Source organism: Bradyrhizobium sp. USDA3516 (assembly GCF_057651995.1).
Genome location: NZ_JBYGYN010000001.1, coordinates 79,822 through 105,876, shown reverse-complemented (window position 1 = coordinate 105,876; position 26,055 = coordinate 79,822). Strand labels below are relative to the sequence as shown.

Sequence of the window (26,055 nt, the reverse complement as noted above, 5' to 3'; positions counted from 1 at the left end):
CCGCCCGGTCAGGGCGTCAGGCCAAGCCTACAGCTCAAGCCTAGAGCGATGCGTTCCAGATCGCGGGGATCCAGCGATAGCCGGAGCCGTCCTTTTCCTTCTCGACCCGGACAAGACCGGGGAAGGCGGCGTGGAAGGCCTGGATCGGCATCTTCTCGGCGATCGCCATGTCATAGAGCTTGCGGCGCGTCTGCTGGGCCAGCGGTTTGTCGACATCGGATGCGATGTTCCATTCGGGATGTTTCACGAACAGGAACGCTGCGCCCGCGGTGATGTCCACCTGCACCAGCACCTTCTCGGCGCCGGAGGCGACGATGAAGGAATTGTGGCCCGGCGTGTGGCCGGGGCTCGCCACCGAGGTGATTCCGGGCGCGACTTCCTTGCCGGCTTCATATTGCGTGACCTTGCGGCCCAAGGCATCGAACACGCGGCGGATGTTCTTGAAATTGTTCTCGAGGATCGGATTGCCCATCCCCTTGCTCATCTCGCCGTCGTCCATCCAGAACTTCCATTCCGCCGCCGGCACCATGATCTCGGCATTGGGGAAGGCCGGCTTGTTCTCGGCTGCCAGCAGGCCGTTGATGTGGTCGCCATGGAAATGGGAGATGATGACGGTATCGACCGCCGCGCGGTCGATACCGGCGGCGGCGAGATTGTTCTGGAATTGGCCGACCTTGCCCTTCGTCTGGGTGAACTGGTCGGGGCCGAGGCCGGTGTCGATGACGACGAGCTTGGGTCCGGTGTTGACCACGACCGGGTTGAAGGTGTGGGTGACCTTGTCGGCCGGCAGGTGGTGCTCGGCGAACACTTTGTTGATGTCGTCCCTGCTGGCGCCGGCGGCGTAATTGTCGGTCAGATTGACGGTTGAAACGCCGTCGCAGACCACCGTGACCTGGTGGGTCCCGACATTGTAGCGATAGAAGCTCGCATTCTGTTTCTCGGCCAGCGGCGCGGCGGCGCTCGCGGGCGAAATCTTCACGAAAGGCAGGAGCGCCGATGCGGCGGCGCCGGCTAGCGTTGCGCGGCGAGTAATCTCGGTCATGGTGATTTCCTGAGGCTGGGTGCGAACGGCTCGGATCCGGCGGAGTAGGTTGTTTCTCGCCGGTCGTTCTCGAAAACCCCCATTGCTAGTGGAAATTCCACGGCGGCACGATGACATCTGTGCGCATCCTGCCATGGCGCGTGCGGCATCCTGCCGTCCCACTCAACCGATTTGCTCTTGACCCTGGGACCTGCTGGCATTATAGCCGCGCGCCATGATCAACGCCGCGACCATTCTGTTCGCCCGTCGCCGCCGCCGCAGCTTAGCGGTTTGGGCGGTCGATCGCGTTTGAGATCATCGTCTTTGCCGCTGGACCCGATCCGCGGCATCCTCTCTCCTGTCAGCGCGATCTGATCCGGCGGCTCCCTTGGGAGGCCCAGCAGGAGACCACGATGTACACGCCACCCTTTTTCAAGCAGGACCGCGCCGCGAGCCTGAAATTCGCCGAGGACCGCGGCTTCGGCACGATGTGCGCCTTCGACGGCAGGAAGCCGATCGCCTCGCCGTTGCCGTTCTATTTGACCTATGCCGCGGACGGCACGCCGCAGGCCGCCTTTCATCTCGCCCGTCACAATCCGCTGCTAAAGCTGGCGGCCGGCGAGGCGTCCTGGCTGCTCGCGGTCAACGGCCCGGATGCCTATGTATCGCCAGACTGGTACGTTTCGCCGGATCAGGTTCCGACCTGGCTCTACCAGTCGGTGCATCTGAGCGGGCCGGTGCGGCTGTTGTCGGACGACGAACTGGCGGAGCAGATCGAGACGCTCAGCGCCAAGTTCGAGGCCTGGCTGCTGCCGAAGCAGCCCTGGACGTCGGGCAAGATGACGGCGGGTCGGCTGGAGACGATGAAGAAAGGGATCGTTGGGCTGGTCATGACCGTTGAGGAGGTCGAAGGCAGCTTCAAGCTGAACCAGCACAAGTCCGATGCGGACTATGCAGCGATCGCGAATGCGCTTGACGGCGGCGATGCCGATGCCAAGCGGATCTCACGATTGATGCGGCAGACAAGGCCGCAAGCCTTCGCAGAAGAAGTTTTCGCAGACGACACCAACATGCTCGAAGGGAGCGCATCATGAGCCTCGCTGACACCACCAACGCCCCGGCCAGCAGCGCGGCCAAGAAGCCGGCCACCGTCTTCGTCGATGGCGGCTCCGGCACCACTGGCCTTGGCATCAATGAGCGGCTGAAGCACCAGAAGGACGTCGTCGTGAAGACGCTTCCCGACGACAAGCGCAAGGATCCCGCCGCCAAGAAGGCGCTGATGGAAGAGGTGGATCTCGTCATCCTCTGCCTTCCCGACGATGCCGCCAAGGAAACCGTTGCCCTGGTCGACAGCATGGGGGCTCACGCGCCGAAGGTGCTGGATGCCTCGACCGCCTACCGGGTCGCGCCGGATTGGGCTTACGGCTTTGCGGAGCTGACGCCGGACCAGGCCGGCAAGATCAAGGCAGCGAAGAAGGTGTCCAATCCCGGCTGCTACCCGACCGGCGCGATCGCGTTGCTGCGGCCGATCGTCGATGCCGGCCTGCTGCCGCCTGACTATCCCGTCACCGTCAACGCGGTGAGCGGCTATTCCGGCGGTGGCAAGTCGATGATCGCAAGCTTCGAGGACGGCAGCGCGCCGTCGTTCGAGCTCTACGGCCTCGGCTTCGAGCACAAGCATCTTCCGGAGATGCAGCTCTATTCGAACCTGACGCGGCGGCCGATCTTCATTCCCTCGGTCGGCAATTATCGCCAGGGCATGCTGGTCTCGGTGCCCCTCCAGCTCGACACGCTGCCGGGCAAGCCCGGCGGTGCCGACCTGCAAGCCGCGATGGCAAAGCGTTACGCCGGCTCGAAATACGTCAAGGTGATGCCGCTGCAGAACGAGGCGAGCAAGGGCGGCCGGCTCGAGCCGGAGGCGCTCAACGAGACCAACATGCTCGAGCTCTACGTCTTCGCCAGCGACAAATATCACCAGGCGCTGCTGGTCGCCCGGCTCGACAATCTCGGCAAGGGCGCCTCCGGCGCGGCGGTGCAGAACATGCGGCTGATGCTCGGCCTGCCGGACTGAGAGAACTCTTGCTCGTCATTCCGGGTTCGCCCTTCCGGCGCCCCGGAATGACGAGACAAGAGGGTGGGGCCCTCGTACCTAAACCACCCTGAAGATCGCCAGCACCAGCACGGCCTGGGCGAGGAAGCCGACCGTGAAGGCGAGGGTGCGGAACACCGGAATTCCGAGCGCATAGACGATGGTGTGCGCGACACGGGCCCAGAAATAGACCGCGCAGGCGAGCACCGTCCATTTCGTGGAATAGTCGATCGCGTTCAGGATCAGCACCAGCGGTGCGAAGACGATGAGGTTCTCGACCGCGTTGTCATGCGCGAACATCAGCCGGTTCGCCCATTCCGCCTGCGGCTTGTCGCCGCGCGAGGGGTTGGCCATGGCACCGCTCAAGCCGCGAACCTGGCAGCGGTTGATGGTGTAGGGAATCCACAGCACTCCCGTCAGGATCACCGTCAGTGTCAGCCAGAACAATTCGCGTGTCATAGTGCCGGTCCCCTGTGTCGTCGCTGGATTGAGGCCAGAGCATGATCCGGAAAAGTGAGCAGCGGTTTTCCGAAAAGATCATGCTCAAACAAACAATTGGTCTATACGAAAGCGCGCCGGATTCCGCTACGCGCGAACTCTGACATAGCTGCCGGGTGCGTCCTCGATCGGCGGGAATGCGTCGCTGCCGACCGCCCGCGCCGGGACTTCCTCGGGATCGAGCTCGCCCAGCCACTGCCGCCAGTCCGGCCACCACGAGCCCTTGTGCTCCACGGCGCCCTTCATCCACTGGGCGACGCTGACGTTCTTGATGTTGTCGTTGGTCCAATACTGGTACTTGTTCGCGGCCGGCGGATTGACCACGCCTGCGATGTGGCCCGAGCCGGACAGCACGTATTTCACCGGGCCGCCGAAGAACTGCGAGCCGTAGAGCACCGATTCCGCGGGCGCGATGTGGTCCTCGCGGGTGGCGAGATTGTAGACCGGGACCTTCACCTTGGAGAGATCGAGCAGGGTGTTGTCGAGCGCCATCGTGCCGGTGGAGAGCCGGTTCTCCAGGTAGCAATTGCGCAGGTAATAGGAATGGTTGGCCTGGGTCATTCGTGTCGCATCGGAGTTCCAGTGCAACAGGTCGAACGCGCTCGGCTGCTGGCCCTTCAGATAGTTGCTGACCACATAGGACCAGATCAGGTCGTTGGAGCGCAGCATGTTGAAGGCCATGGCCATCTTCGAGCCTTCGAGCACGCCGGCGGTCTTCATGTCCTGCTCGATCGCCGCGACCTGCTCCTCGTCGACGAATACGAGGAGATCGCCGGCATGGGTGAAGTCGACCTGGGCGGCGAAGAACGTCGCGGACGATACGCGCTGGCGGCGTTTCTCGGCGAGCCAGGCCAGCGTGGTCGCGAGCATGGTGCCGCCGACGCAATAGCCGGCGGTGTGCACCTTCATCTCGCCGGTGACCTTCTCGATCACGTCCATCGCCGTGAGCGGGCCTTCCTTCATGTAGTCTTCCCAGCCCTTGTTGCCGAGCCGCTTGTCCGGATTGACCCATGAGATCACGAAGACGGTGATGCCCTGGTCGACGCACCACTTGATGTAGGATTTCTCCGGCTTGAGATCGAGGATGTAGAACTTGTTGATCCAGGGCGGCACGATCAGGAGCGGGGTGCGCAGCACCTTCTCCGTCGTCGGCGAGTACTGGATCAGCTGCATCATCTCGTTCTGGTAGATCACCTTGCCCGGCGTCGTCGCCATGTTGACGCCGACGACGAGATTGTCCGGGTTGGACTGGCGGATCTTCAGCATGCCCTTGCCGGCGGCGATGTCCTCGGCCAGCATCTTCAGGCCGCGCGCGAGGTTCTCGCCGCTGGACGCCACCGTCTCGCGCAGCACCTCGGGATTGGTCAGCACGAAGTTCGACGGCGAGAGCGCGTTGGTGACCTGCTGGACGTAGAACTCGGCCTTGCGGCGCGTGTGCGGATCGAGACCTTCGGCGTCGCGCACCAGCTCCTGCGCCCATTTGGTCGTGAGCAGATAGAGCTGCATGACGAAGTCGAAGAACTGGTTCGACTTCCATTCCGGATCGGCAAAGCGCTTGTCGCGCGGCGAGGGCGCGATCGCAGGCTCGGCGTCCTGACCGGCCATGCGGCGCACCGCCGAGCCCCACAGGTCGAGATAGTCCTTGGCGAGCTTGGTCTGGAGATCGGACGAGCGGGAGGTGTCCGACAGCCAATATTCGGCGACCGACGTGAACGTCTTGACGACCTCGGCAAGCTCGGCCGGCGGGCGATCCTGCACCTCGCCGCTTTCGCGCGGTTTGAGATAGGCGGCGAGCGCCTTGCCCCCGCTCTCCATCGCCCGCGCGACGTTCATCGCGAAGGCCTCGGCATCGAACTTCGTCTCGGATTTCGGCGTATCGGTGGTGGCCATACTCATAAGCAGAACAGTAACGATTCATTCCGTATTCGTCACCGCGAAGCTCGCATGTTTGACGCTAAACACTCTCGAAGATGTGTTGCACTGCGCCAAATCTTCTTGGTTCCGTCACAATCGGGCCGCACGGCTCGGCTTGTTGGGCATCGGCTGTTTTCTCGCTCGCACCATTTTGGGCAGCAATGGTTTGAGCTTGGGCGCGGTCTTGGGTAAGCTCGCCCGGGGCCGTGCTTTGGGACGAGTAGGGGATTTCCCAAGTGTTGGCGTTATGGGACCTGCAAAAGACGCTGCCGATCTGCAGCGTGGTGCTGATCGCGGCACTCGCCTTGGGCGGGTGCTCGAGCCAGTTTGCGGATCTGGCGCCCGGGGATGCGCCGCCGCGCGCCAGGGAGCCCGGGACCTATCTGCCGGTGCATGATCTGCCGCCGGATCGCGATCAGGCGATCATCCCGTTGGAGCAGCGCGCCAAGATCGAGGCCGAGCTTGCCGCCGCGCGCGACCGCCAGGCCGCTGCCGCCAAGGACGCCAAATAGGCCTGTGACCGCGAGACCGGCAACGTAATCGCTGGCGCCTCCGCTTTGCCGTGCTAAAAGACCTTGGTTCAGCCAAAAGTCAGGGCGAACGACTTCAATCTCCGTCGCCGGCGATTGCTCTAAGTGTTTGATTTTGAGTAATTTTCGCGATGGCGCCTGAGTGCTTTCGAAACGGTCCTCGCGGCCCGTCGATTCTGTCCTGACCGGTTGCCCGGAGCGCAGAGAGCCATGGAAGAATTTTACCGCATTCGCCGCCTTCCGCCTTACGTGTTCGAGCAGGTCAACCGGGCCAAGGCGGCTGCGCGCAATGCCGGCGCCGACATCATTGACCTCGGTATGGGCAATCCGGACCTGCCGGCGCCGCCCCATGTGCTGGAGAAGCTCAAGGAGACGCTCGGCAAGCCGCGCACCGACCGCTACTCGGCCTCGCGCGGCATCCCCGGCCTGCGCCGGGCCCAGGCCGCCTATTACGCCCGCCGCTTCGGCGTGAAGCTGAACCCCGACACCCAAGTCGTGGCGACGCTGGGCTCGAAGGAAGGTTTCGCCAACGTGGCGCAGGCGATCACCGCGCCGGGCGACGTCATCCTCTGTCCGAACCCGAGCTACCCGATTCACGCCTTCGGCTTCTTGATGGCGGGCGGCGTCATCCGCTCGGTGCCTTCGGAGCCGACGCCGCAATTCTTCGAGGCGGCGGAGCGGGCGATCGTGCATTCGATCCCCAAGCCGCTCGCGCTCGTCGTCTGCTATCCCTCGAACCCGACCGCCTATGTCGCGAGCCTGGACTTCTACAAGGACCTCGTCGCCTTCGCCAAGAAGCACGAGATCCTGATCCTGTCCGATCTCGCTTATGCCGAGGTCTATTTCGACGAGAGCAATCCGCCGCCCTCGGTGTTGCAGGTGCCCGGCGCGATGGACTGCACCGTCGAGTTCACCTCGATGTCGAAGACCTATTCGATGGCGGGCTGGCGCATGGGCTTTGCGGTCGGCAATGAGCGCGTGATCGCCGCGCTCGCCCGCGTCAAATCCTACCTCGACTACGGCGCCTTCACGCCGGTGCAGGTCGCGGCGACCGCGGCGCTGAACGGCCCGGACGATTGCATCAAAGAGATGCGCGACACTTACCGCAAGCGCCGCGATGCGCTGGTGGAATCGTTCGGCCGTGCCGGGTGGGAAATCCCGCCGCCGGAGGCCTCGATGTTCGCCTGGGTGCCGCTGCCGGAAGCCTTCCGCAGCGTTGGCAGCATGCAATTCGCGACCCTGTTGGTGGAGAAATCCGGCGTCGCGGTCTCGCCCGGCGTCGGCTTCGGCGAGCATGGTGAAGGACATGTCCGCATCGCCATGGTGGAAAACGAGCAACGGATCAGGCAGGCCGCGCGCGGCGTGCGCCGCTTCCTTGAAAGCGGGATCGAAACGTTGCACAACGTCGTTCCGCTCGCCAATCGGCGTTGAGTTCTCTTCGGCAGGTTTTCTAAGACATCATGGTTGCACCCCTGAAAGTGGGCATAGCGGGGCTCGGCACCGTGGGTGCCGAAGTTGTCCGTTTGATCGAGACGCAGGCGCGCGTGCTCGCGGGCCGCAGCGGCCGCGGCATCCGCGTCGTTGCCGTCACCGCGCGCTCGAAGGCGAAGAAGCGCGGCATCGATTTGCGCGGCGTCGAATGGGCGAAGGATCCGATGGCGCTCGCCACGCATCCGGAAGTCGATTGCTTCGTCGAGCTGATGGGCGGCGCCGGCGATCCCGCGCTGTCGGCGGTGGACGCAGCGCTCGGTGCCGGCAAGTCGGTCGTCACGGCCAACAAGGCGCTGCTCGCCAAGCACGGCCTCAAGCTGGCCAAGGCGGCTGAAAAGCACGGCGGTGCGCTGAATTTCGAGGCAGCGGTCGGTGCTGCGATCCCCGTTATCAAGACGTTGCGCGAAGGTCTTGCCGGAACCGGCGTCAACCGCGTCTACGGCATCCTCAACGGCACCTGCAATTACATCCTGACCCGGATGGAGGAGGAGGGCCTGTCCTTCGCCGAATGCCTCAAGGACGCGCAACGGCTCGGCTATGCCGAGGCCAATCCGTCCTTCGACGTCGACGGCCACGATACCGCGCAGAAGCTCGCCATTCTCGCCAGCCTCGCTTTCGGCACGAAAGTTGCTCAAAGCGCCGTGTATGTCGAAGGCATCTCATCCATCGCGCCGGAAGATCTTCGCGCCGCCGCCGATCTCGGTTATCGCGTCAAGCTGCTCGGTGTTGCCGTTCGCACCGCCAAGGGCATCGAGCAGCGCGTGCACCCGACCATGGTGCCGAAATCCTCCTCGATCGCGCAGGTGATGGGTGTCACCAATGCGGTCACGATCGATGGCGAGGGCATTCCCCCGATCACCCTGGTCGGCCCCGGCGCGGGCGGTGCCGCGACCGCATCCGCCGTCGTCGCCGACATCGCCGACGTCGCGCGCGGCATCCGCGCCAATCCGTTCGGCCGGCCGATCGCGCAGCTGCGCGACACCAAGAAGGCGCCGATGGAGCGCCACGAGGGCGGCTATTACATTCGCCTGCTCGCGCGCGATTTCCCCGGCACTGCGGCCGCGATCGCGACGCGGCTTGCCGAGCAGAAGATCTCGATCGAGTCGATCGTGCAGCGTCATCCCAATGGCGGCGCCGCGCCGACTGACGGCAAGGCGGTCCCCGTGCCCGTCATCCTGATCACCTATGCCACACACGAGGATGCCGTGCGCCGTGCGCTCGCCGCCGTGCAGAAAGACAAGGTGATCAGCGGACGGCCGCAGGTGATCCGGATCGAGAAGAACTAAGGCATGCAATGACACGGTTCGAACGAACTGTGGGTGTTACGAGTTGATGCGGGCAGGGCGTCCTGTCCCAAACCGTTTCGAAGGAGTAAGCCGATGTCGACCCATATTGAAGTCCCCCCGCACGCCTTGCTCGAGCGCATCCTGACGCTGGAGATCGTGCGGGTGACGGAGCGGGCGGCAGTGTCGTCGGCGCGGTTGCGCGGCCACGGCAACGAGAAGGCGGCCGACCAGGCTGCCGTCGACGCCATGCGGCGCGAGCTCAACAAGCTGCCGATCCAGGGCACCATCGTGATCGGCGAGGGCGAGCGCGACGAGGCGCCGATGCTCTATATCGGCGAGCAGGTCGGGCTCAAGGCAGGTCCCGAGGTCGATATCGCGGTCGATCCGCTCGAAGGCACCACGCTGTGCGCCAAGAACATGCCGGGCTCGATCGCCACCATGGCGATGGCCGACGGCGGCACGCTGCTGCACGCCCCCGACGTCTACATGCAGAAGCTCGCGATCGGCCCCGGCTACGACAAGGGTGTCGTCGATCTCGATGCCTCGCCCGCCGACAATGTCCGTCGCCTCGCCAAGGCCAAGGGCGTCAAGCCCGAGGGCATCACCGTTCTCGTGCTCGACCGTCCGCGCCATGCCGACATCATATCGAGCGTGCGCTCGACCGGCGCGGCCGTGCGCCTGATCACCGACGGCGACGTCGCCGGCGTGATCCACTGCGCCGACCCCGACAACACCGGCGTCGACATGTATCTCGGCACCGGCGGAGCACCGGAAGGCGTGCTCGCGGCCGTGGCGCTGCGATGCATCGGCGGCCAGATGCAGTGCCGGCTGATCCTCGATTCCGGCGAGAAAATCGAGCGCGCCGCCAAGATGGGCGTCAACGATCCCAAGATGATCTACGGCATCGAGGACATGGCGCGCGGCGACTGCCTGTTCGCCGCCACCGGCGTCACCACGGGCTCGCTGCTCTCGGGCGTCAAGTTCCGCAAGGACGGCGTGATCGAGACCGAGACGGTGGTGATGCGCTCGGTCACCGGCACGGTGCGCTATATCAAGGCCGAACACCGCGAACTGGCGAAGTTCCATCTGGACTGAGCGAGGCAACACCAACTGCCGTCCTTCCGAGGCGACGGGACCGCGCGAAACGCTCGGCCCGGAGAGCCCGGAATCCATCGGGCGGCAGACTCCAACGCGAAATGGATTCCGGGCTCGATGCTGCGCATCGCCCCGGAATGACAATAAGAACAATCGGAGGAAACGCCCATGTCCGATCTCTCCGCCGTGAAAGCCCTCGTCTTCGACGTGTTCGGCACGGTCGTGGACTGGCGCACCAGCCTGATCACCGACTTCATGTGGTGGAGCAAGCAGCGCGGCATCAGCGCGGATTGGACCGCGCTCGTCGACGGCTGGCGCGGCATGTACATGGCTTCCATGGATGACGTGCGCAAACATCCCGAGCGCGGCTATGTCATGCTCGACGATCTGCACCGCCGCTCGCTGGAGAAGCTGGTCGCGCAGTTCGCCATCAAGGGTCTCACCGAGGCCGATCTCGATTACCTCACCAAGGGCTGGCACCGCCTGCATCCCTGGCCCGACAGCGTCGCCGGCTTGAGGCGTCTGAAATCAAAATTCGTGATCTCGCCGCTGTCCAACGGCAACGTCGCGCTGCTCACCAACATGGCGAAGTTCGCCGGCCTGCCGTGGGACCTCATCATGTCGGCCGAGCTGTTCGAGCATTACAAGCCCGATCCGGAGACCTATCTCGGCGCAGCGCGCCTGCTCTGCCTTAGGCCGGACGAGGTGATGATGGTCGCCGCCCACAATGGCGATCTCGCCGCCGCCCAGAAAAACGGATTGAAGACCGCCTTCGTGGCGCGGCCGACCGAATACGGTCCGCATCAGAAGGTCGATTTCGAAGCAACCGGCAATTGGGACATCGTCGCGAAGGACTTTGGCGGCATCGCCGACAAGCTCGGCTGCTAGCATGGGCCAGCAGATCCCCGAACAATATCGAGATCTGCGAACCTTCGCGTTCGGCGACAGTCCTGCGCTGGCCGACGAACTGGTCGAGCTCGTCGTCAAGGGCATCAAGACCGCGACGTGCAGCACCGAGGACGAGCCGAACACCTCTACGCCCGGTGAGCGCTGGGTCGTGCTCGACGGGGGAGGAGAGCCGCGCTGCGTCATCGAATCCATCGAGGTGACATATCGGCGCTTCAATGAAGTCGATGCAGCCTTTGCACATGATGAGGGAGAAGGGGACCGGAGCCTGGCTCATTGGCGCCGTGCCCATCAATCTTATTTCGGCCGGCTCGGTCGCTATAGCGACGACATGATGCTGATGTGCGAGCGTTTTCGCCTGGTCGAGGTCTTCGGCGATGCCGGGAACGATCGATAGCTTCCAAGCGGCGATCGGCAGTTCGGGATTGCTCGATGAGCTGCGGGAGTTCGATCCACGCGTGGTCGGGACGCTACCCTTAGGGCTTGCGACGCCGACGAGCGACATCGATGTCGTCTGCCACGTTCCGGACGCGGTAGCTTTCGCCGAAGTGCTCTGGCGACGGTACCGCTCCTGTGACGGGTTTGCGCTCTACCAATGGTGCTCCGGCCGGCGCCCGGTGGTGGCCCGCTTCCAATGGGGCGGCTGGCCGTTCGAGCTGTTCGGGGATCCGAGGCCGGTCGATCAGCAGGAAGGCTGGCTGCACTTCGAGATCGAGCGCAGATTGCTCGCGCTCGACGACGGGCGTCTGGGCAAAGCCGTGGCCGGACACAGGGCGCGCGGGACGAAGACCGAGCCAGCGTTCGCCGCCGTGCTCGGCATTGCCGGGGATCCGTATTCTGCATTGCTTGCATTGGGCCGTGAAAGCGACGCTCAGCTGCGGGTCCGCCTCGAATGCCTGTAAGGATCGCCGCGTGGGACTGCACAGATCCGGACGACTCGCGCCACCCGGATCTGAACTGATGGCTACAACGTCATCTTCATCGGCTCCGGATAGTAGCGGAAACCATCTCCGGCCTTGGCGACGTGGCCATAGCCTGGCCAGGCGAAATGATAAGACATCACCGGGATCTTGTTGGCGGCCAGCATCGTCAGCAGCTTGACGCGCGATTCGGCCGCCTGCTTCGGGTCGGAATCGTAGGAGAACTCCATCCGTGGCTTCTCCAGCAGCAGCACCGAATGGTGCGAGAGATCGCCGAGGAAGGCGAACGACTTGCCTGCCGACGAGACCATGAAGATGGTGTGGCCGACGGTGTGGCCGGGCGCCGCGATCGCCTGCACGCCGGGCAGGAATTCCTCGCCGTCCTTGAAGAACTTGAGCCGATCGCGGACCGGCAGCAGGTTCTTGCGGGCGTGGACGACGAAGTCCTTGGCGGCGCTGCCGAGCTTGCCTTCGTCGGTCCAGAAGTCGAAATCGCTCTGGGCGATGTAGACTTGCGCGTTGGGGAACAGCGGCTTGCCGCCCTCGTCGACGATGCCGCCGATATGATCGATATGGGCATGCGAGCACACGACGGCATCGATGTCCTCCGGCTTGATCCCGGCCTCCGTCATGCTCTTCTGCTGCCGCCCGGTGCTGGTGCCGAACATCTTCGATGAGCCCATGCCGGTGTCGAACAGGATGAGCTTGTCGCCGGTGTTGACGATCGGAGAGTTCTGTTCGAGCACGACATTGTCCGGCGACAGAAAATTGTCGGCCAGCATCTTCTTGACCTCCTCCTTGGGAACGCCGGTGAAGGTCCCGGAGGGATCGCCGAGCGGCAGCGGGCCATCGGAGACGACGGTCACCTCGGCATCGCCGAGAATGAAGCGGTGCCAGTAGGGCGTCTGGGTGCCGAGCTTGGGCGCCCGCGCCATCGCGCTGCTGCCGAGCATGGCGCTGGCGCCGAGGCTAGCACCAAGGCCCGCCCCAAGTGCGAGCAGGGACCGACGAGAGACATCGATTGTCATGCGTTTCCTCGCTTCTGTTTTTCACAACGCGATTGTGCGCGCGTTGTGTTCGGCACGCGCCGATAGGCGGATGCTGCTCCCGTTCAGATGAGCTAGCAAGTGGAATTGGTTTTGATGATGAGTGCCGCTTGCCGAAGCGAACGCCATTCCGGCCGCCCGAAGGATTGTGTCACCTTTGTGTCTGGTGTGTCTGGTGATCGTGCGCCCGCGGCATCACCAGGTGTATCGGACCACGCCCTTGCCGGCATAGGAGCGCGTGACGTTCGAGAACTCACCCTCGAACGTTCCGGCAGCCGACCAGCCCGTGAGCCACTTCTTCTCGACCGATCCCGTCACCAGCGCGGAGTCCGAGGCCATCGCCGCACCGTTTACGACAAAACTCGCGCCGGGAAGAGCTTGGAACGTGGCTCCGATGGCGCGGTCCGGATTGAAGTCGTGCGCCCACGCGAGCCGCCCGCGCAAGGTGACGATCCCGTCAGCCTGGGCGAAGGATTTGTCGGTGCGCAGGCCGAGCTCGGTGCGGGTGTTAGTGACGCTCTTGGCACCATAGGCCAGCGCGAACAGGTTGCCGCCAACGATGGCCTGTTCGGCGTAAGCCGGCAGGTCGAACGTCGTGAACTGCGCTGCGGCGTAAGGCGTAAGGCCGACGCCCTGCGTGACGAAGCGGTAGCCGCCCTCAAGGCGGCCGGAATAGGCGTTGGCGTTGAACTCTGCGCGCAGGCGATCGACGCCGGCAACCGTCACGGTGCGATCTGTGGTGATGTCCTGCCATCCATAGGCCAGCGCACCGGTGATGTAGGCAGGGCCGACGATGTGCCGGAAGAAGCCGCCGGCCTGGAACAGGTCGGACCGGCCGCCGCCGAGCGCGTTCGCCACGGTAAAGTTGGTGCCGCCGCCGGCGAGCGCGAAGCCAACCAGCGTATCCCGCGAGATGCGATAATCCGCACCGACGGCGGTGCCGTAGAGGTTGCTGGTGGTGGTGTTGGACCCGACGACTGTGCTGCCGTCGGTCTGCTGCGCGCCGCCGAAGCCCGCCGCCCAGACGCTCCAGCGTTGCTCGAACGACGGCACAACCGGCGCCTTGGTGTAGATCGCAGCCAATGCGTCGTCCGGCCTGCGCTTGCGCGCGTACGCCAAGGCGGTCTCGTCCGCATAGGCATTTGGGACGCCGCCCGTACTGACGGGATCGCCGCGGCCCGCGATGAACGGGTCCGTCATCACGCCCATGAACTGGTTCATCGCGTTGAAGGTCGCCTGCTGCGGCGCGCTGCCGACCTCGCCGGAGAGCTGGGTCAGGCCGGTTGGCGTCAGGCCGCCAAACGCGATGGGGATGGTGCCGTTGGTGTTGAAATAGTTGATGATCGCGTTGCCGACGCTCTGCTGATTGGCGTTGAGACTGCCGGAGGGAGGCAGGAAGTTCAGCGCGAGGTTGAGGTAGGCATGGGTGGCGTCATAGCTCAACGACGTATGGAAGCCCGACGGCAGGCCCGAATTGGCGACCGTTGGGTCGAACGTGCCGGTGATGCTGCCGGCATTCAGGATCGTGTACTGCTTGGCAACGTAGGAACCGGCTGCAAAGAACGCGACGACGCTGGCACCGCCAAGGGTGGCATTGCCGGTGACGTTGGCAAATGTCGAGGCCGCGGGATTCGCGTAGACATAATACGTCGCCCCCGACTGCATCGCGAGACTGGCCAAGGTCATGGACGTTCCCGGCGTAACGCCACCCGGCGTCAATGCTCCGCCCGCGTTAACTTGGGTGGCGCCCACCGTTCCGCTGCCGGCCAGCGTACCATTCGCGTTCACGGTCGTGAGGATCGACGACGCAATCGAGCCATCCACGGCGAGGCTACCGGCATTGATGGTCGTTGCCCCGAGATAGGTGTTAACCGCACTGAGCACCGTGATGCCGGTGCCATTCTGCTGGAATTGACCAGTGCCGCTGATGACCCCTCCGAAGGCCATAGCGTTCGAGCGATTGACGGCGAAAGTGCCGTTGTTGACGACGTTGCCGACGATCGAACCCGTCGTCCCGCCGTTGCCGAGCTGCAAGGTGTGGTCGGGGTCGATGATGGTCCCGCCTGTGTAGGTGTTCGCTCCGGTCAACTTCACGGTGTCACCAGCGCCGTAGGTGTTCAGGATCCCGCCGCCCTGGATGACACCGCTGAAATCCCCGACGTTGACGGTGACGATGGTCCCGGCGCCCATGTTCACCGTTCCGGCGCCAAGCAGGTTGCGGACGTCGCCGCCCTCATTGGCGAAATCGAGGGTCGCACCTGCCGCCACGGTCGTTGAGCCGGCGTTGCCAGTAAGAAACGACACGGCACCATCGACCGCCTGCAACGTGCCGCCGTTGACGGCAACCGTCGAGAGAATACCTGCGGACATCATAGGTCCGACCTGCAATCGCACCGTACCGGTGTCCGTCGCAGACCCGAACTGCGCGTGGGCGTTCGCCATGAGCAGCTCGCCGGAGGTCGTCAAAATTGTGCCCGATGCGGCCGACAGCGTCGAGGTGGTACCGGGCGCAAAAGTGACGTTGTTCGCTAGCGTCCCCGTGACGGCCGTGCGCAACGTGCCGCCGCTCAAGGTGATGTCGCCGGCCCCGAACGAGTCGATCGTGCCGGCGGTGGCGTGACCGCCGATCAGCGTACCGCTCGTGACCGTGGTGCCGCCGGCGTAGGTGTTGGTACCATTCAGCTTAACCGTGCCGGAACCGGCGACCGTCAAGCTGCCCGGACCGGTCACCACGCCACCGTTGTCAACCCAGAACGCCGCGGTCGCGGACGCTGTCGTGATGACGGTGTTGGAATTGAGCTGGAGGACTCCGCCAGCCGCAATGTCGCCGGCCAGGATCGGATGAGGATTCGATTGCACGTTGATCGCAGCCGAGCCCGCACTGGTCTGCATGATCAGCGTGCCGCCGGTGAACCCGAAGTTGCCGTTTGTAACCGAAGCGTTCAGGTTCAGTGTGCCGATCGTGAACGGCCCGCCAGCCAAAAAGACGAAGACGGTGGCGCCTGAGCTTACCGCGTTGAATGTCGCAACAGCGTCAACCGCATTTGGAACAGTAGCCGGCGTCCAATGTGCGCTATTTCCCCAGTTGCTGGACGCGCCATCCCAGGTCTGCGCGACCGCCTGCCCGGAGATCGCCGTGAGCAGAATTGCCGCCACGGCGGGTAGCGCCGCCGTCGATGCGGTACTCGTCAACAGCGCCTTGATTAGACTCGTTCTCCGGCTTGCCAATTCCACAGGGCGCCCCGATGCAATGCGTGGCCAATGTTCCGAGCGAGAAATACGTAGCTGTTTCGCCGCCGGCGGACCACCGGCGCCACTTCTAGTCGCCCGACCTCACTGACGATTTCGGGGCGGTGTGATTGCGGGGCAACAGAAGGTTGCTTGTTTTCCGGGCAGCGCGACCACCCGCCGGCGTCTCGCTACTCACGCAATACGCAACGTGGGCTCACTTCCTTCCATCTCGGCAAAACCCGCCTGCAAGACCTCTTCGCGCTTATGACGCAGATGCGCCCGCAGGATATGGGCGAGGCCGACGCCGTCGCGGCGCTGAAGCGCGTTGAGGATTGCCTCGTGCTCCTTCACGGCGAGCGCCCATCGCTGCGCCGTCATCGGCGTGACATAGCGCGCGCGCCGGATCCGCGCCGTCACCGAGGCGTAGAGCCCGGCGAGCACGGGATTTCCTGCTGCGGTCACGATGGCTTCGTGGATGGCGCGGTTGCCGCGGTAGTACTGGATCAGGTCGCGCTCGCGATAATGCTGCACCATGTCCGCATGCGCGGCGGCGATCGCGTCGATCTCGGCGTCGCTGATGCGCTCGCAAGCGAGCTCGCCGGCGAGGGCCTCCAAGCCCTGGCAGACCTCGAACAGGTCGCGCATGTCCTTGTCGGTCAGCTTTGCGGCGCGCGAGCCGCGATGCGGCAGCAGCTGCACGAGTCCTTCCGCGGCCAGCACCTTGAGCGCCTCGCGCAAGGGCGTGCGCGAAATTTCGAGCCGCTCGCACAGCTCGCGCTCGGGAATCCGCGCGCCCGGCGGGATCTCGCCGTCGAGCAGGATGGCGCGGATGCGGTTGACGACCTCGTCGTGAAGCATGGCTCTGAGCTCAATTTGAATGCAAAATCGAACTTATATGCAAGAATTACCAAGTTCCAGCTTGAAAATCCCAAATTTTGCATTCAAAAATGTAACAAACAGAAAGGTGTGAGGAAATGGACCTGCAAGTGGAGGCAGAAGACCTCGTGTTCGAGCGCGATGGCGGCATCGGGCGGATCACCTTCAACCGCCCGCAGGCCCGTAACGCCTTCACGTTCGCCATGTACGAGCGGCTCGCTGGGATCTGCGAGGAGGCGAACCGCGACCATGCCATCAAGGTGCTGGTGCTGCGCGGCGCCGGCGACAAGGCCTTCGCCTCGGGCACCGACATCAACCAGTTTCGCGAATTCAAGTCGCCGCAGGACGCTATCGACTACGAGAACCGCATCGACCGCGTGCTGACCACGCTCGAGCAGTGCCGGGTGCCGACGATCGCGGCGATCAACGGCTTCTGTACCGGCGGCGGGGCGGGCATTGCCGCGGCCTGCGACCTCCGCATCGGCACGAAATCTGCGAAGATCGGATTCCCCATCGCCAGGACGCTCGGCAATTGCCTGTCGATGTCCAATGTCAGCCGTCTTACCGCGCTGATCGGCACCGCGCGCGTCAAGGATCTCATCTTCACCGCGCGCCTCGTCGACGCCGCGGAGGCCGCAAGCGTCGGGCTGCTCGGCGAGGTCGTCGACGATCTCGCCGCCCTTGAACGACGTGCAGACGAGGTCGCCCGGCTCGTCGCGAGCCATGCGCCGTTGACGCTGAACGCGACCAAGCAGGCTGTCGGCCGTCTGCAGCGCCGGCTGACGCAGGACGAGGGCGAAGACCTCATCCTGATGTGCTACACGAGCCAGGACTTTCGCGAAGGGCTCGATGCTTTCCTCAACAAGCGCGCGCCGCAATGGCGCGGCCAATAGGACGCGCCGATGCAAAGTTCGCAATCCACCTCTCGCCGTTCGGGACCGCTGGCCGGCCTCAAGGTCATTGATCTCACTCACGTCATGGCGGGACCGACCTGCACCCTGATGCTCGCCGACATGGGCGCCGACGTCATCAAGATCGAGAAATGGCCGAACGGCGACGACACCCGCCATTCGGTCCCGCCGAAGATCGGCGACGAGGCGGCCTCGTTCCTGATGATGAACCGCAACAAGCGCGGCATCGTGCTGGATCTGAAGACCGACGGCGGCAAGGAGGTGCTGCGCCGGCTGATCGCCGATGCCGACGTGCTGGTCGAGAACTTCGCGCCGGGCGCGATGGAGCGCCTCGGCTTCGGCTACGAGGCGCTGCACGCGGAATTCCCGGCGCTGATCTATTGCTCGCTGTCGGGCTTCGGCCGCACCGGCCCCTACAAGCACCGCAGGGGATTCGATCTTGTCGCCCAAGCCATGAGCGGCATCATGAGCTTCACCGGCGAGCGGCCCGACGGTCCGCCCGTCAAGTGCGGCCCGCCGCTGTCCGACATCACCGCCGGCCTGCTCGCGAGCATGGGCATCCTGGCGGCCTACACTCATCGCCTCAAGACCGGTGAAGGCCAATGGGTCGAGACCTCGCTCTATGAAGCCGCCTTGGTGCAGACCTATTGGCAGTCGACCATCGCGCTCGCCGCGGGCACTGCGCCGCGCGCGATGGGCTCGGCCCATCCGCTCAACGCGCCGTATCAGGCGTTCGAAGCCTCGGACGGCTGGCTCGTGGTCGGCGGAGCCAACAAGAAGCATTGGCTGTTGATGCTGGAAGCGCTCGGCGCAAGCGAGCTTGCCGACGATCCGCGCTTCGTCACCGGTGCCGATCGCATGGCCAACCTGAAGGAGCTCGAAGGCGTCCTGAGCGAGCGCTTCCGTACCCAATCGCGGGCGCATTGGCTGGCGGCGCTGGACGAGAAGGGCGTGCCGTGCGGCCCCGTGCACGACATGCTGGAGGCCCTCGGCGATCCGCAGACGCTGGCGCGCGAGATGGTCGTCGAGGTCGAGCACTCCACGCTCGGTCCCGTCAAGACGATCGGGCTTCCCATCAAGTTTTCGGAGACCCCGGGCAAAGTGCGGTCAGGCGCGCCGGTCTATGGTGAACATACGCGAGAGGTACTGGCCGAGCACGGCTTCGACCAGTCACGAATCGAAGCGCTCGAAAAAGAAGGCGCAATCGTCTCGGCCCAGGAAAGACGCGAGGAACACGTCGCCTGACCGGACGTCGACACGACAACGACAAAAGACAAAAAATCAGCTGGAGGAAATCATGGGTCGGACGTCAACATTTCTACTCGCCGCAGCCGCAGTCGTGCTCGCCGGCACCATGCCGGCGCGCGCCGCCTGGCAGCCGCAAAAGCCGATCGAGTTCATTGCCACCGCCGGCCCCGGCGGCGGCACCGACAATCTCGCCCGCGCGGTGCAGAATATCATCACCAAGCACAAGCTGATCGAGCAGCCGATCGTCGTCGTCAACAAGGGCGGCGGCAGCGGCGCCGAAGGCTATGTCTACGGCAAGGCCTCCGCGGGCGATCCCTACAAGGTCATCTTCGGCACATCGAACGCCTGGCAGCAGCCGCTCGTCTCCAAGGTCGCCTTCAACTACACCGATCTCACGCCGATCGCGGCGATGGCGCAGGACGAATTCCTGCTCTGGGTCAAGCAGGACGCGCCGTACAAGACCGCAGGCGATTATCTGAAGGCGGCCGCAGCGGGCGAATTCAAGATGGGCGGCGCGCAGTCGAAGGACACCGACGAGGTGCTGACGCGCATGATCGAGAAGACCGGCAAGGTCAAGCTGACCTACGTCCCCTTCAAGAGCGGCGCCGAGACCGCCGTGCAGCTCGCCGGCGGACATCTCGACTCCCACGTCAACAACCCCAGCGAAAGCCTCGGGCAATGGCGCGGCGGCACGCAGCGCCCGCTCTGCGTCTTCAGCCCGAAGCGGCTGCCGCAGGGGCCGAAGGTCACCGCGACCGAGGGCTGGAGCGACGTTCCGACCTGCGTCGAGCAGGGCCTCGACATCAAGCAATACGAGCAGCCGCGCACGGTGTGGCTGCCGGGCAAGGTCACGCCGGAACAGGCCGCGTTCTACGTCGACCTCATGAAGAAGGTGCAGGCGACGCCGGAGTGGAAGGACTACATCGAGAAGACCTCCCAGGTCGACACGTTCCTCACCGGTGCCGAGCTCGAAAAATTCATCAAGGAGGACCTCGAGCACATCAAGCAGGTCGCGGGCGAGCAGGGCTGGCTGGTCAAGTAGGGCATTACGCCATGATCTCTCGCCGCGCGCTCGAACTTGCGACAGCCGTCCTCACCGGCGGCTTCGGCGTGGCCGTCGTCGTCTCCAGCCTCGACAATGGTATTGGCTGGTCGAGCGCAGGCGTCGACGCCGGCACGTTCCCGTTCCTGACCGGGACCATCGTCGTGCTCGGCAGCCTCTACAATCTGGTGCGAGGCGTGGTGCCGGCCGCGACGCTCGCAAACGTTCCCATCGCGATCACGTCGATCGAGCTGCGCCGGCTCGCCGGCCTGTTCGTGCCGGCTGCGATCTTCGTCGCCGCGATCCCGCTCGCCGGGATGTACGTCGCCTCCGCTCTCTATGTCTTCGCGGTGCTGGCGATCCCCCGGCATCAATCGGTGCCGCGCGCGCTCGCCATGGCAGGAGCCACGGCGCTCGCGCTCTACCTCGTGTTCGAGCGCATGTTCCAGGTCAGCCTGCCGCACGGCGCGCTCGCTTCGGCGCTCGGGTTCTGAGGGAGCAGCGGTATGGACAATCTCCAGGAGCTCCTGCACGGCTTCACCATCGCGGTCACGGTGCCGCATCTGGTCCTGATGGTGGTCGGCGTGCTGCTCGGCATTCTCGTCGGCGTATTGCCGGGGCTGGGCGCGCCGAACGGCGTGTCGCTGCTCCTGCCGCTCACTTTCGGCATGCAACCGGTCTCGGCCATCATCCTGCTCTCCAGCATGTATTGGGGCGCACTGTTCGGGGGATCGGTGACCTCCATCCTGTTCAACATTCCGGGCGAGCCGTCGTCGGTGGCGACCACCTTCGACGGCTATCCGATGGCGCGCGACGGCCGGCCGACCACGGCGCTCGCGACCGCCTTCGGCTCGGCGGCGTTCGGCGCGCTGGTCGGCGTCATCCTGATTACCTTCCTCGCCTCCTGGGTGGCGCAGGCTGCGCTCGCGTTCGGGCCGGCCGAGTATTTTGCGGTCTATTTTCTCGCCTTTGCCAGCTTCGTCGGCATGGGCGGTGCGGCGCCGATCAAGACCGTCGTGGCGCTGGCGATCGGCTTTGCCATCGCCGCCATCGGCATCGACACCGTCTCCGGCAGCGTGCGCCTCACCATGGGCGTGGATGAGTTGGTCAAGGGCGTCAGCTTCGTCGTCGCGGTGATGGGCCTGTTCGGCATCGGCGAGCTGCTGGTCGCCGTCGAGGAGGAGTTTCACGCCCGCGCGGTCTCTTCCAAGATCGATTGGCGCGAAGTGTTCCGCGCCGTCGGCCGCCTGCCGCGGTACGGCGTTGCCCTGTTGCGCAGTGCCGCGATCGGCTGCTGGATGGGCATCACGCCGGGCGGCCCGACCGCGGCCTCCTTCATGAGCTACGGTATCGCGCGGCGCTTTTCACGGCGCGGCCGACATTTCGGCACGGGCGAGGTCGAAGGCATCATCTCGCCGGAGACGGCCGATCATGCCGCCGGCACCAGCGCGCTGCTGCCGATGCTCTCGCTCGGCATTCCCGGCTCGGCGACCGCGGCCGTGATGATGGGCGGGCTGATGATCTGGGGCCTCAATCCCGGACCCATGCTGTTCGTGGACCAAAAGGATTTTGTCTGGGGCCTGATTGCCTCGATGTATGTCGGCAACATCGTCGCCGTGGCCCTGGTGCTGCTGACCGTCCCGGTGTTCGCCGCCCTGATGCGGATTCCCTTCGTGGTGATCGCGCCGCTGATCGTGATCATCTGCGTCGTCGGCGCCTATTCGGTGTCGAACTCCTATCTCGACGTCGTCATGATGCTCGGCTTCGGCGTCGTCGGCTACCTCTTCAAGAAGCTCTTCTATCCGCTGGCGCCGCTCGTGCTCGCGATCGTCATCGGTGACAAGGCCGAGGACGCGTTCCGGCAGTCGATGCTGATCTCCAAGGGATCTCTCGGCATTTTCTTTGCGAACAAGCTGGTGACGTGCCTGATCGTGGGCGGCATCGCGCTGCTGCTGCTTCCGCTTCTGTTGCAGCTGCCGCGGCTGTGGCGCAAACCAGCATCGCCCGCGACCGATGCGCCAGTCCAGGAAAGGGCGATCATATGACCGCAAAGCCGCTGATTGCGCTGGCCATGGGAGATCCCGCCGGGATCAGCCCGGAGCTGACGGCCAAGCTCGTGGCGCAGCACGACATCCGCGCGCGCTGCCGGCTCGTCGTTATCGGCGACCGCCGCATCTTCGACGAAGGCGCGCGCATTGCCGGCGTCAAGCCGGAGCTGAAGATGATAGAGCAGGGCGCCGACCTTCGCGCGGCGCAGGAAGATGCGCTGTTCGTCGATCTCCGTCACCTCGACCCCAGGGAGGTCGAGCCCAAGACCGCGACCCTTGCCGGCGGAAAATTCGCGCTGGCCAATTACAGGCATGCACTCGAGCTCGGCCGCGACGGCCATGTCGACGCGGTCTGTTTCACCCCCTTCAACAAGCAGGCGATGCGCCTTGCCCGTGCCGAGTATGACGACGAGATCGCGTTCTCCGCCGAGATCGTCGGTCTCAAGACGCCGGCAAGCGAATTCAACGTGCTCGACCGGCTCTGGAACGCACGGGTCACCTCGCACATCCCGCTCAAGGACGTCGCTGCGAAGCTATCCGGCGAACGCATCCATCGCGCGCTCGAGCTGACCGATTCCTGCATGCGCAACGCCGGCTTTGCGCGGCCGCGCATCGCGGTCGCAGGCCTCAATCCCCATGCCGGCGACGGCGGCAATTTCGGCCGCGAGGAGATCGACGTGATCGCGCCGGTGGTCGCAGCAAGCCAGCGCGAGGGCATTGCCGCGGAGGGACCGTTTCCCGCCGACACCGTGTTCCTGCGCGCCAAGGCCGGCGCCTTCGATGCCGTGCTGACGATGTATCACGACCAGGGCCAGATCGCGATGAAGCTGATGGGTTTCGATCGCGGCGTGACCTTGCTCGGCGGCTTCCCGTTCCCGATCTGCACGCCCGCGCACGGCACCGCCTACGACATCGCGGGGCAGGGCATCGCCTCGATCGGCGCCAGCCGCGCCGCGGTGCTGCTCGCAGCGGAGATGGCGCGGCGCACCGGCTGATCATGCAGAGGCCGCTGGAAAAAAGCTAATGAAAACAACCCCACAGGCTACTGTGCATGGGGTTGTTTTCGCAGTTTGATTGGACGGGCGGCCGCTGCTCGCCTCACGCCCCGCAGACGATCACGCCGTACCAGCCGAGCCCGCGATAGGTCTCGTAGCCCGGGGTGGCATGAAACGCGACCAGCGTACCCGTGCGTTCCTGATAGAATCCGGAGCGCTGGCCGTTCAGCGACAGCGAGATGCGTTCGCTGAGGATGCCCTGACCGTCGGACGCCGCAATCACGCGGAAATTGGAATCGACCAGCAGCACGCGCGCCTTGTCGCCGTCGCCGACGCGCACGCCCTGCACGATGGCGCGGGCCTGCGGCTCCCAGTCGAAATGGATGGCGAGCACCCCGATCGGCGCGCCATTGGCCTGCCCGCCGGCGCGGACGCTTGCGCAATAGGTCGCGACCTGCGCATTGCCGAGCAGCGGCTGGTTCTCGACGTCGCCGGCGACATAATCGTCCCCGGAGCGCAGTGACCGCGCGTCGCGAAACCATTTGGTGTGGGCGACGTTCTGGCCGACGACGCGGAAGCGGTCGGCGCGGCCATTGGCGATGACGTTGCCGTCGAGGTCGCAGAGCCAGAGATCGAGATAGACGGTGTAGGCCCCGAGGATCACGCCGAGGCGCTGCGAGGCATGGGAGACGGCCGCGGCGCTGGGCGAGGCCGCGCAATCGACCACAGCGGAATCGGTCGCCCACCAGCGCACGTCGCAGGTGCGCTCATAGAGATTGCGGTCGATCAGCTCGATGGCGTTGAGCGACAGGTCGACCATCCGCTCGCCGCGGGAGCGCTGGCTCATGCGGTCGATCGAGGCGACGAGATCGCCGGTGCGTTTCGTCAATTGGGTCTCGAGCTCGCGGGCGATGGTCTCGACCTGCTGGCCGACGCCGCGCACCTCCTGTGCCACCACCGCAAAGCCTGCGCCCTGCGCGCCGGCGCGAGAGCTCTCGATCAGCGCGTTCAGCGCCAGCATCTTCATCTGGTTGGTGATCTGCTGGATCGACTTGGTCTTGTCGACCGCGATCTGGTTGACCTCCGCGGTGAGGCGGTTGATCAGCGCGGAGATGTCGGAATCATCGTCCGCGGGTTCGGTGGCGATCGGCTTGGCTTTCAGACCCAGCGCAGCAGACATCGGGAACTTCCCTTGGCAATGAGGCCTGATCTGCAATGAACGGGGAACAACGACTTACAGATCGAATACGATTCTTTTTCGAGGATTCCGACTAACGCCTGCTTAATTTGCTGTTTGGCGGGATGCCTAAATAATAGTCATTCGGGGCCGGCTATCCTCCGTTTCGTAAGGTCAGCGTTGGGGGAGGCAGACAACGGCCAGCTCATGGACCAAGCCGACCGAGCCGGGCAGCGGCCAGATCGTCCCATGTCCGCAATATTCGATCGCGGCCTGCCATTGCGCGTCCGTCGGGGCGGCGAATCTGTAGCCGGTCGCTTGCTCGAACAGCCCCAGCTTGGACCAGGGCGAACCGAGGCCGGATGTATTCATGTCGATGGACGATGTCGCAAGCGCGAGGGGATGCGCCTTGCGGCGGCCGACGACAGCCAGCGATGTCGCCTCGCCAAAGGCGGGATCGGTTTCAAGTCGCGCGATGATGCGGTTTGCTTCCTGATGGTCCCACAAGTTCATGCGCCGCTGGTCGAACAGGATCGAGGCGTCGGCACCAATGTAACCCGCGACGACGATGGCGAATGCGGCAACGAGAGTAAGGTTCAGTTTGGCGGAGGCGGATCGAAAGCCGATCACGCCGACTGCCGCAATGCATAACGCGATCGGCGATAGCAGTCGCGGCGCCAGCCAGCGGATATCGCCGATGAGTGGAGCAATCAGCGCGCATCCCATCGCGGCCACGACGGCCGATGCGGTAACGAGTGCTGCGATACTGTCCCGCCGTTGCAGGGTCGTCCACAGCAGGAGGACGACGCAGAGCACGGCCGCAATATTTGTCGCGATCGACGTTGCGGGGGCGATATCCTGCGACGGCAAAAAGGAAAGCCGCATCGCGGCGCCGAGCGTCTGAAGCTTCTCGAAGAAGTCTGGTGAGCTGGCGCGAAAGGCTCTCCCTGAGGCTATCGCGGGGAATAGATATTTGGTCGACAGCAGGCACAGGGCGTAAACGGCAAGGCCGGCCAGCAGGACAGCGGTGCGGCCGAGGAAACGGCGGAGCAGAACGGAAAGGGTGGACCACGAGGCATTGCCGCAAATGCAGAGGTCGGCCACCAGAACGAAGAGGCCGCCTGCCGCAATGTGGCCGATCACAACCTGATAGTTCCCCAAAGCAAGGACGACGGCTCCGACAGTGACGGAACGCCAGAGCCACGATGACGGCGCACGATAGGCACTCCACACGGCCAGTGCCGCGAAGACGACCGCCAGCACCGTCGCCAAGGTGACCTCACCGTAGTAAAAATACTCGGTCGCGAACGGATGCAGGGTGAATAGCGCCGCAAATGCGAATGCCTCTTGCTGCCTGATGTCATCGATGATCGCGGTCGCGAAGATGAATCCGGCGATGATGAAGAGCGGTATCGACAGGCACATCGATGCGGACATTGATTCGATCGGCAGGAATCCGATCTGCGCCTGCAGCCACCACAAAGCTGCGCGAACGAAACGCCCGTCACTGAGCGAATAGGCGATTTCGCCGCTGAATGACTTCCGCGCGACGTCATAACTGTCAATGGAGTACATCGGCGCAAACAGGGCCTGGCCGCGCGCAATGATGTTGAGACTGAGCACTGCCCAGAACGGCGCGGCAAACCGCGAGACGGCGTCCCTTGCGATGCCAACGTTCAGCACCTCGACCTGCACAGGTTGCCTCTGTTGCTATCGGCGGATGTCGCCGAG

General features: G+C 64.5%; 23 protein-coding genes. 15 read left to right on the top strand and 8 right to left on the bottom strand.

The window, feature by feature from the left end; all coding sequences use genetic code 11:
* Positions 1-40: 40 nt before the first annotated feature.
* Complete coding sequence (locus AC24YW_RS00665) at positions 41-1,042, bottom strand: MBL fold metallo-hydrolase (protein ID WP_487480891.1); 1,002 nt, start codon at positions 1,040-1,042, stop codon at positions 41-43.
* A gap of 392 nt (positions 1,043-1,434) precedes the next feature.
* Here AC24YW_RS00665 and AC24YW_RS00660 point away from each other — a divergent pair, with 392 nt between their 5' ends.
* Together AC24YW_RS00660 and argC are read left to right on the top strand one after the other, a co-directional pair.
* Positions 1,435-2,115 (top strand): FMN-binding negative transcriptional regulator, encoded by a 681-nt coding sequence (locus tag AC24YW_RS00660; RefSeq protein ID WP_487480890.1) that lies wholly within the window; start codon positions 1,435-1,437, stop codon positions 2,113-2,115.
* Complete coding sequence (argC, locus tag AC24YW_RS00655; RefSeq protein WP_487480889.1) at positions 2,112-3,092, top strand: N-acetyl-gamma-glutamyl-phosphate reductase; 981 nt, start codon at positions 2,112-2,114, stop codon at positions 3,090-3,092. Before AC24YW_RS00660 ends, argC begins: the two co-directional genes overlap by 4 nt.
* 78 nt (positions 3,093-3,170) lie before the next feature.
* On the opposite strand, the gene AC24YW_RS00650 is transcribed toward argC, so the two are convergent.
* Both AC24YW_RS00650 and AC24YW_RS00645 read right to left on the bottom strand, forming a co-directional pair.
* Positions 3,171-3,569: an MAPEG family protein gene (locus tag AC24YW_RS00650; RefSeq protein ID WP_487480888.1), complete on the bottom strand. Its 399-nt coding sequence runs from the start codon at positions 3,567-3,569 to the stop codon at positions 3,171-3,173.
* Between the two features lie 126 nt (positions 3,570-3,695).
* Positions 3,696-5,504: a PHA/PHB synthase family protein gene (locus AC24YW_RS00645; protein WP_487480887.1), complete on the bottom strand. Its 1,809-nt coding sequence runs from the start codon at positions 5,502-5,504 to the stop codon at positions 3,696-3,698.
* 254 nt (positions 5,505-5,758) lie between these two features.
* Here AC24YW_RS00645 and AC24YW_RS00640 point away from each other — a divergent pair, with 254 nt between their 5' ends.
* From AC24YW_RS00640 to AC24YW_RS00610, 7 genes are all read left to right on the top strand, one after another.
* The gene (locus tag AC24YW_RS00640; protein WP_487480886.1) at positions 5,759-6,034 is read left to right on the top strand and encodes a hypothetical protein; all 276 of its coding nucleotides are present in this window, start codon (positions 5,759-5,761) and stop codon (positions 6,032-6,034) included.
* A 228-nt stretch (positions 6,035-6,262) separates the two neighbouring features.
* Entirely contained in the window at positions 6,263-7,483 is a 1,221-nt protein-coding gene (locus AC24YW_RS00635; protein WP_487480885.1) for an LL-diaminopimelate aminotransferase, read from the top strand.
* A gap of 29 nt (positions 7,484-7,512) precedes the next feature.
* A complete protein-coding gene (locus AC24YW_RS00630) occupies positions 7,513-8,829 on the top strand; it encodes a homoserine dehydrogenase (protein WP_487480884.1) in 1,317 nt (438 codons plus the stop codon).
* 93 nt (positions 8,830-8,922) lie between these two features.
* Complete coding sequence (glpX, locus tag AC24YW_RS00625) at positions 8,923-9,924, top strand: class II fructose-bisphosphatase (RefSeq protein WP_487480883.1); 1,002 nt, start codon at positions 8,923-8,925, stop codon at positions 9,922-9,924.
* Between the two features lie 168 nt (positions 9,925-10,092).
* The gene (locus tag AC24YW_RS00620) at positions 10,093-10,812 is read left to right on the top strand and encodes a haloacid dehalogenase type II (protein WP_487480882.1); all 720 of its coding nucleotides are present in this window, start codon (positions 10,093-10,095) and stop codon (positions 10,810-10,812) included.
* 1 nt (position 10,813) lies between these two features.
* Positions 10,814-11,227, top strand: a complete 414-nt coding sequence (locus AC24YW_RS00615) for an ASCH domain-containing protein (RefSeq protein WP_487480881.1) — start codon at positions 10,814-10,816, stop codon at positions 11,225-11,227.
* Positions 11,208-11,732 carry a DUF4269 domain-containing protein gene (locus AC24YW_RS00610; RefSeq protein ID WP_487480880.1) on the top strand — a complete coding sequence of 175 codons (525 nt, stop codon included), beginning with the start codon at positions 11,208-11,210 and terminating at the stop codon, positions 11,730-11,732. The genes AC24YW_RS00615 and AC24YW_RS00610 overlap by 20 nt, the downstream gene beginning before the upstream one ends.
* Positions 11,733-11,794: 62 nt before the next feature.
* Here AC24YW_RS00610 and AC24YW_RS00605 read toward each other — a convergent pair whose 3' ends face one another.
* The 3 genes from AC24YW_RS00605 to AC24YW_RS00595 all read right to left on the bottom strand — a co-directional run bounded on the left by AC24YW_RS00605 (position 11,795) and on the right by AC24YW_RS00595 (position 16,885).
* Positions 11,795-12,778, bottom strand: coding sequence for an MBL fold metallo-hydrolase (locus AC24YW_RS00605; RefSeq protein WP_487480879.1), 984 nt, complete (start codon positions 12,776-12,778; stop codon positions 11,795-11,797).
* Between the two features lie 213 nt (positions 12,779-12,991).
* Entirely contained in the window at positions 12,992-15,988 is a 2,997-nt protein-coding gene (locus AC24YW_RS00600; RefSeq protein ID WP_487480878.1) for an autotransporter outer membrane beta-barrel domain-containing protein, read from the bottom strand.
* Between the two features lie 231 nt (positions 15,989-16,219).
* Positions 16,220-16,885 carry a GntR family transcriptional regulator gene (locus AC24YW_RS00595; protein WP_487480877.1) on the bottom strand — a complete coding sequence of 222 codons (666 nt, stop codon included), beginning with the start codon at positions 16,883-16,885 and terminating at the stop codon, positions 16,220-16,222.
* 116 nt (positions 16,886-17,001) lie between these two features.
* On the opposite strand from AC24YW_RS00595, the gene AC24YW_RS00590 reads away from it, so the two are divergent.
* Genes AC24YW_RS00590 through AC24YW_RS00565 form a run of 6 tightly spaced genes read left to right on the top strand, consistent with a single transcriptional unit; the run spans position 17,002 to position 23,147 of the window.
* Entirely contained in the window at positions 17,002-17,796 is a 795-nt protein-coding gene (locus AC24YW_RS00590; protein WP_487480876.1) for an enoyl-CoA hydratase/isomerase family protein, read from the top strand.
* A 9-nt stretch (positions 17,797-17,805) separates the two neighbouring features.
* A complete protein-coding gene (locus AC24YW_RS00585; protein ID WP_487480875.1) occupies positions 17,806-19,059 on the top strand; it encodes a CaiB/BaiF CoA transferase family protein in 1,254 nt (417 codons plus the stop codon).
* A 52-nt stretch (positions 19,060-19,111) separates the two neighbouring features.
* Complete coding sequence (locus tag AC24YW_RS00580) at positions 19,112-20,104, top strand: Bug family tripartite tricarboxylate transporter substrate binding protein (RefSeq protein WP_487480874.1); 993 nt, start codon at positions 19,112-19,114, stop codon at positions 20,102-20,104.
* A gap of 11 nt (positions 20,105-20,115) precedes the next feature.
* On the top strand, positions 20,116-20,598 hold the full coding sequence (locus tag AC24YW_RS00575; RefSeq protein ID WP_487480873.1) for a tripartite tricarboxylate transporter TctB family protein: 483 nt from the start codon (positions 20,116-20,118) through the stop codon (positions 20,596-20,598).
* A 12-nt stretch (positions 20,599-20,610) separates the two neighbouring features.
* Positions 20,611-22,149, top strand: a complete 1,539-nt coding sequence (locus tag AC24YW_RS00570) for a tripartite tricarboxylate transporter permease (RefSeq protein ID WP_487480872.1) — start codon at positions 20,611-20,613, stop codon at positions 22,147-22,149.
* Entirely contained in the window at positions 22,146-23,147 is a 1,002-nt protein-coding gene (locus AC24YW_RS00565) for a 4-hydroxythreonine-4-phosphate dehydrogenase PdxA (RefSeq protein WP_487480871.1), read from the top strand. Before AC24YW_RS00570 ends, AC24YW_RS00565 begins: the two co-directional genes overlap by 4 nt.
* A 103-nt stretch (positions 23,148-23,250) precedes the next feature.
* Here the strand turns inward: AC24YW_RS00565 and AC24YW_RS00560 are convergent, their stop codons facing one another.
* Both AC24YW_RS00560 and AC24YW_RS00555 read right to left on the bottom strand, forming a co-directional pair.
* Positions 23,251-24,327 carry a methyl-accepting chemotaxis protein gene (locus AC24YW_RS00560; RefSeq protein ID WP_487480870.1) on the bottom strand — a complete coding sequence of 359 codons (1,077 nt, stop codon included), beginning with the start codon at positions 24,325-24,327 and terminating at the stop codon, positions 23,251-23,253.
* Positions 24,328-24,498: 171 nt separating this feature from the next.
* Positions 24,499-26,019, bottom strand: a complete 1,521-nt coding sequence (locus tag AC24YW_RS00555) for a glucosyltransferase domain-containing protein (protein ID WP_487480869.1) — start codon at positions 26,017-26,019, stop codon at positions 24,499-24,501.
* Between the last annotated feature and the right edge of the window lie 36 nt (positions 26,020-26,055).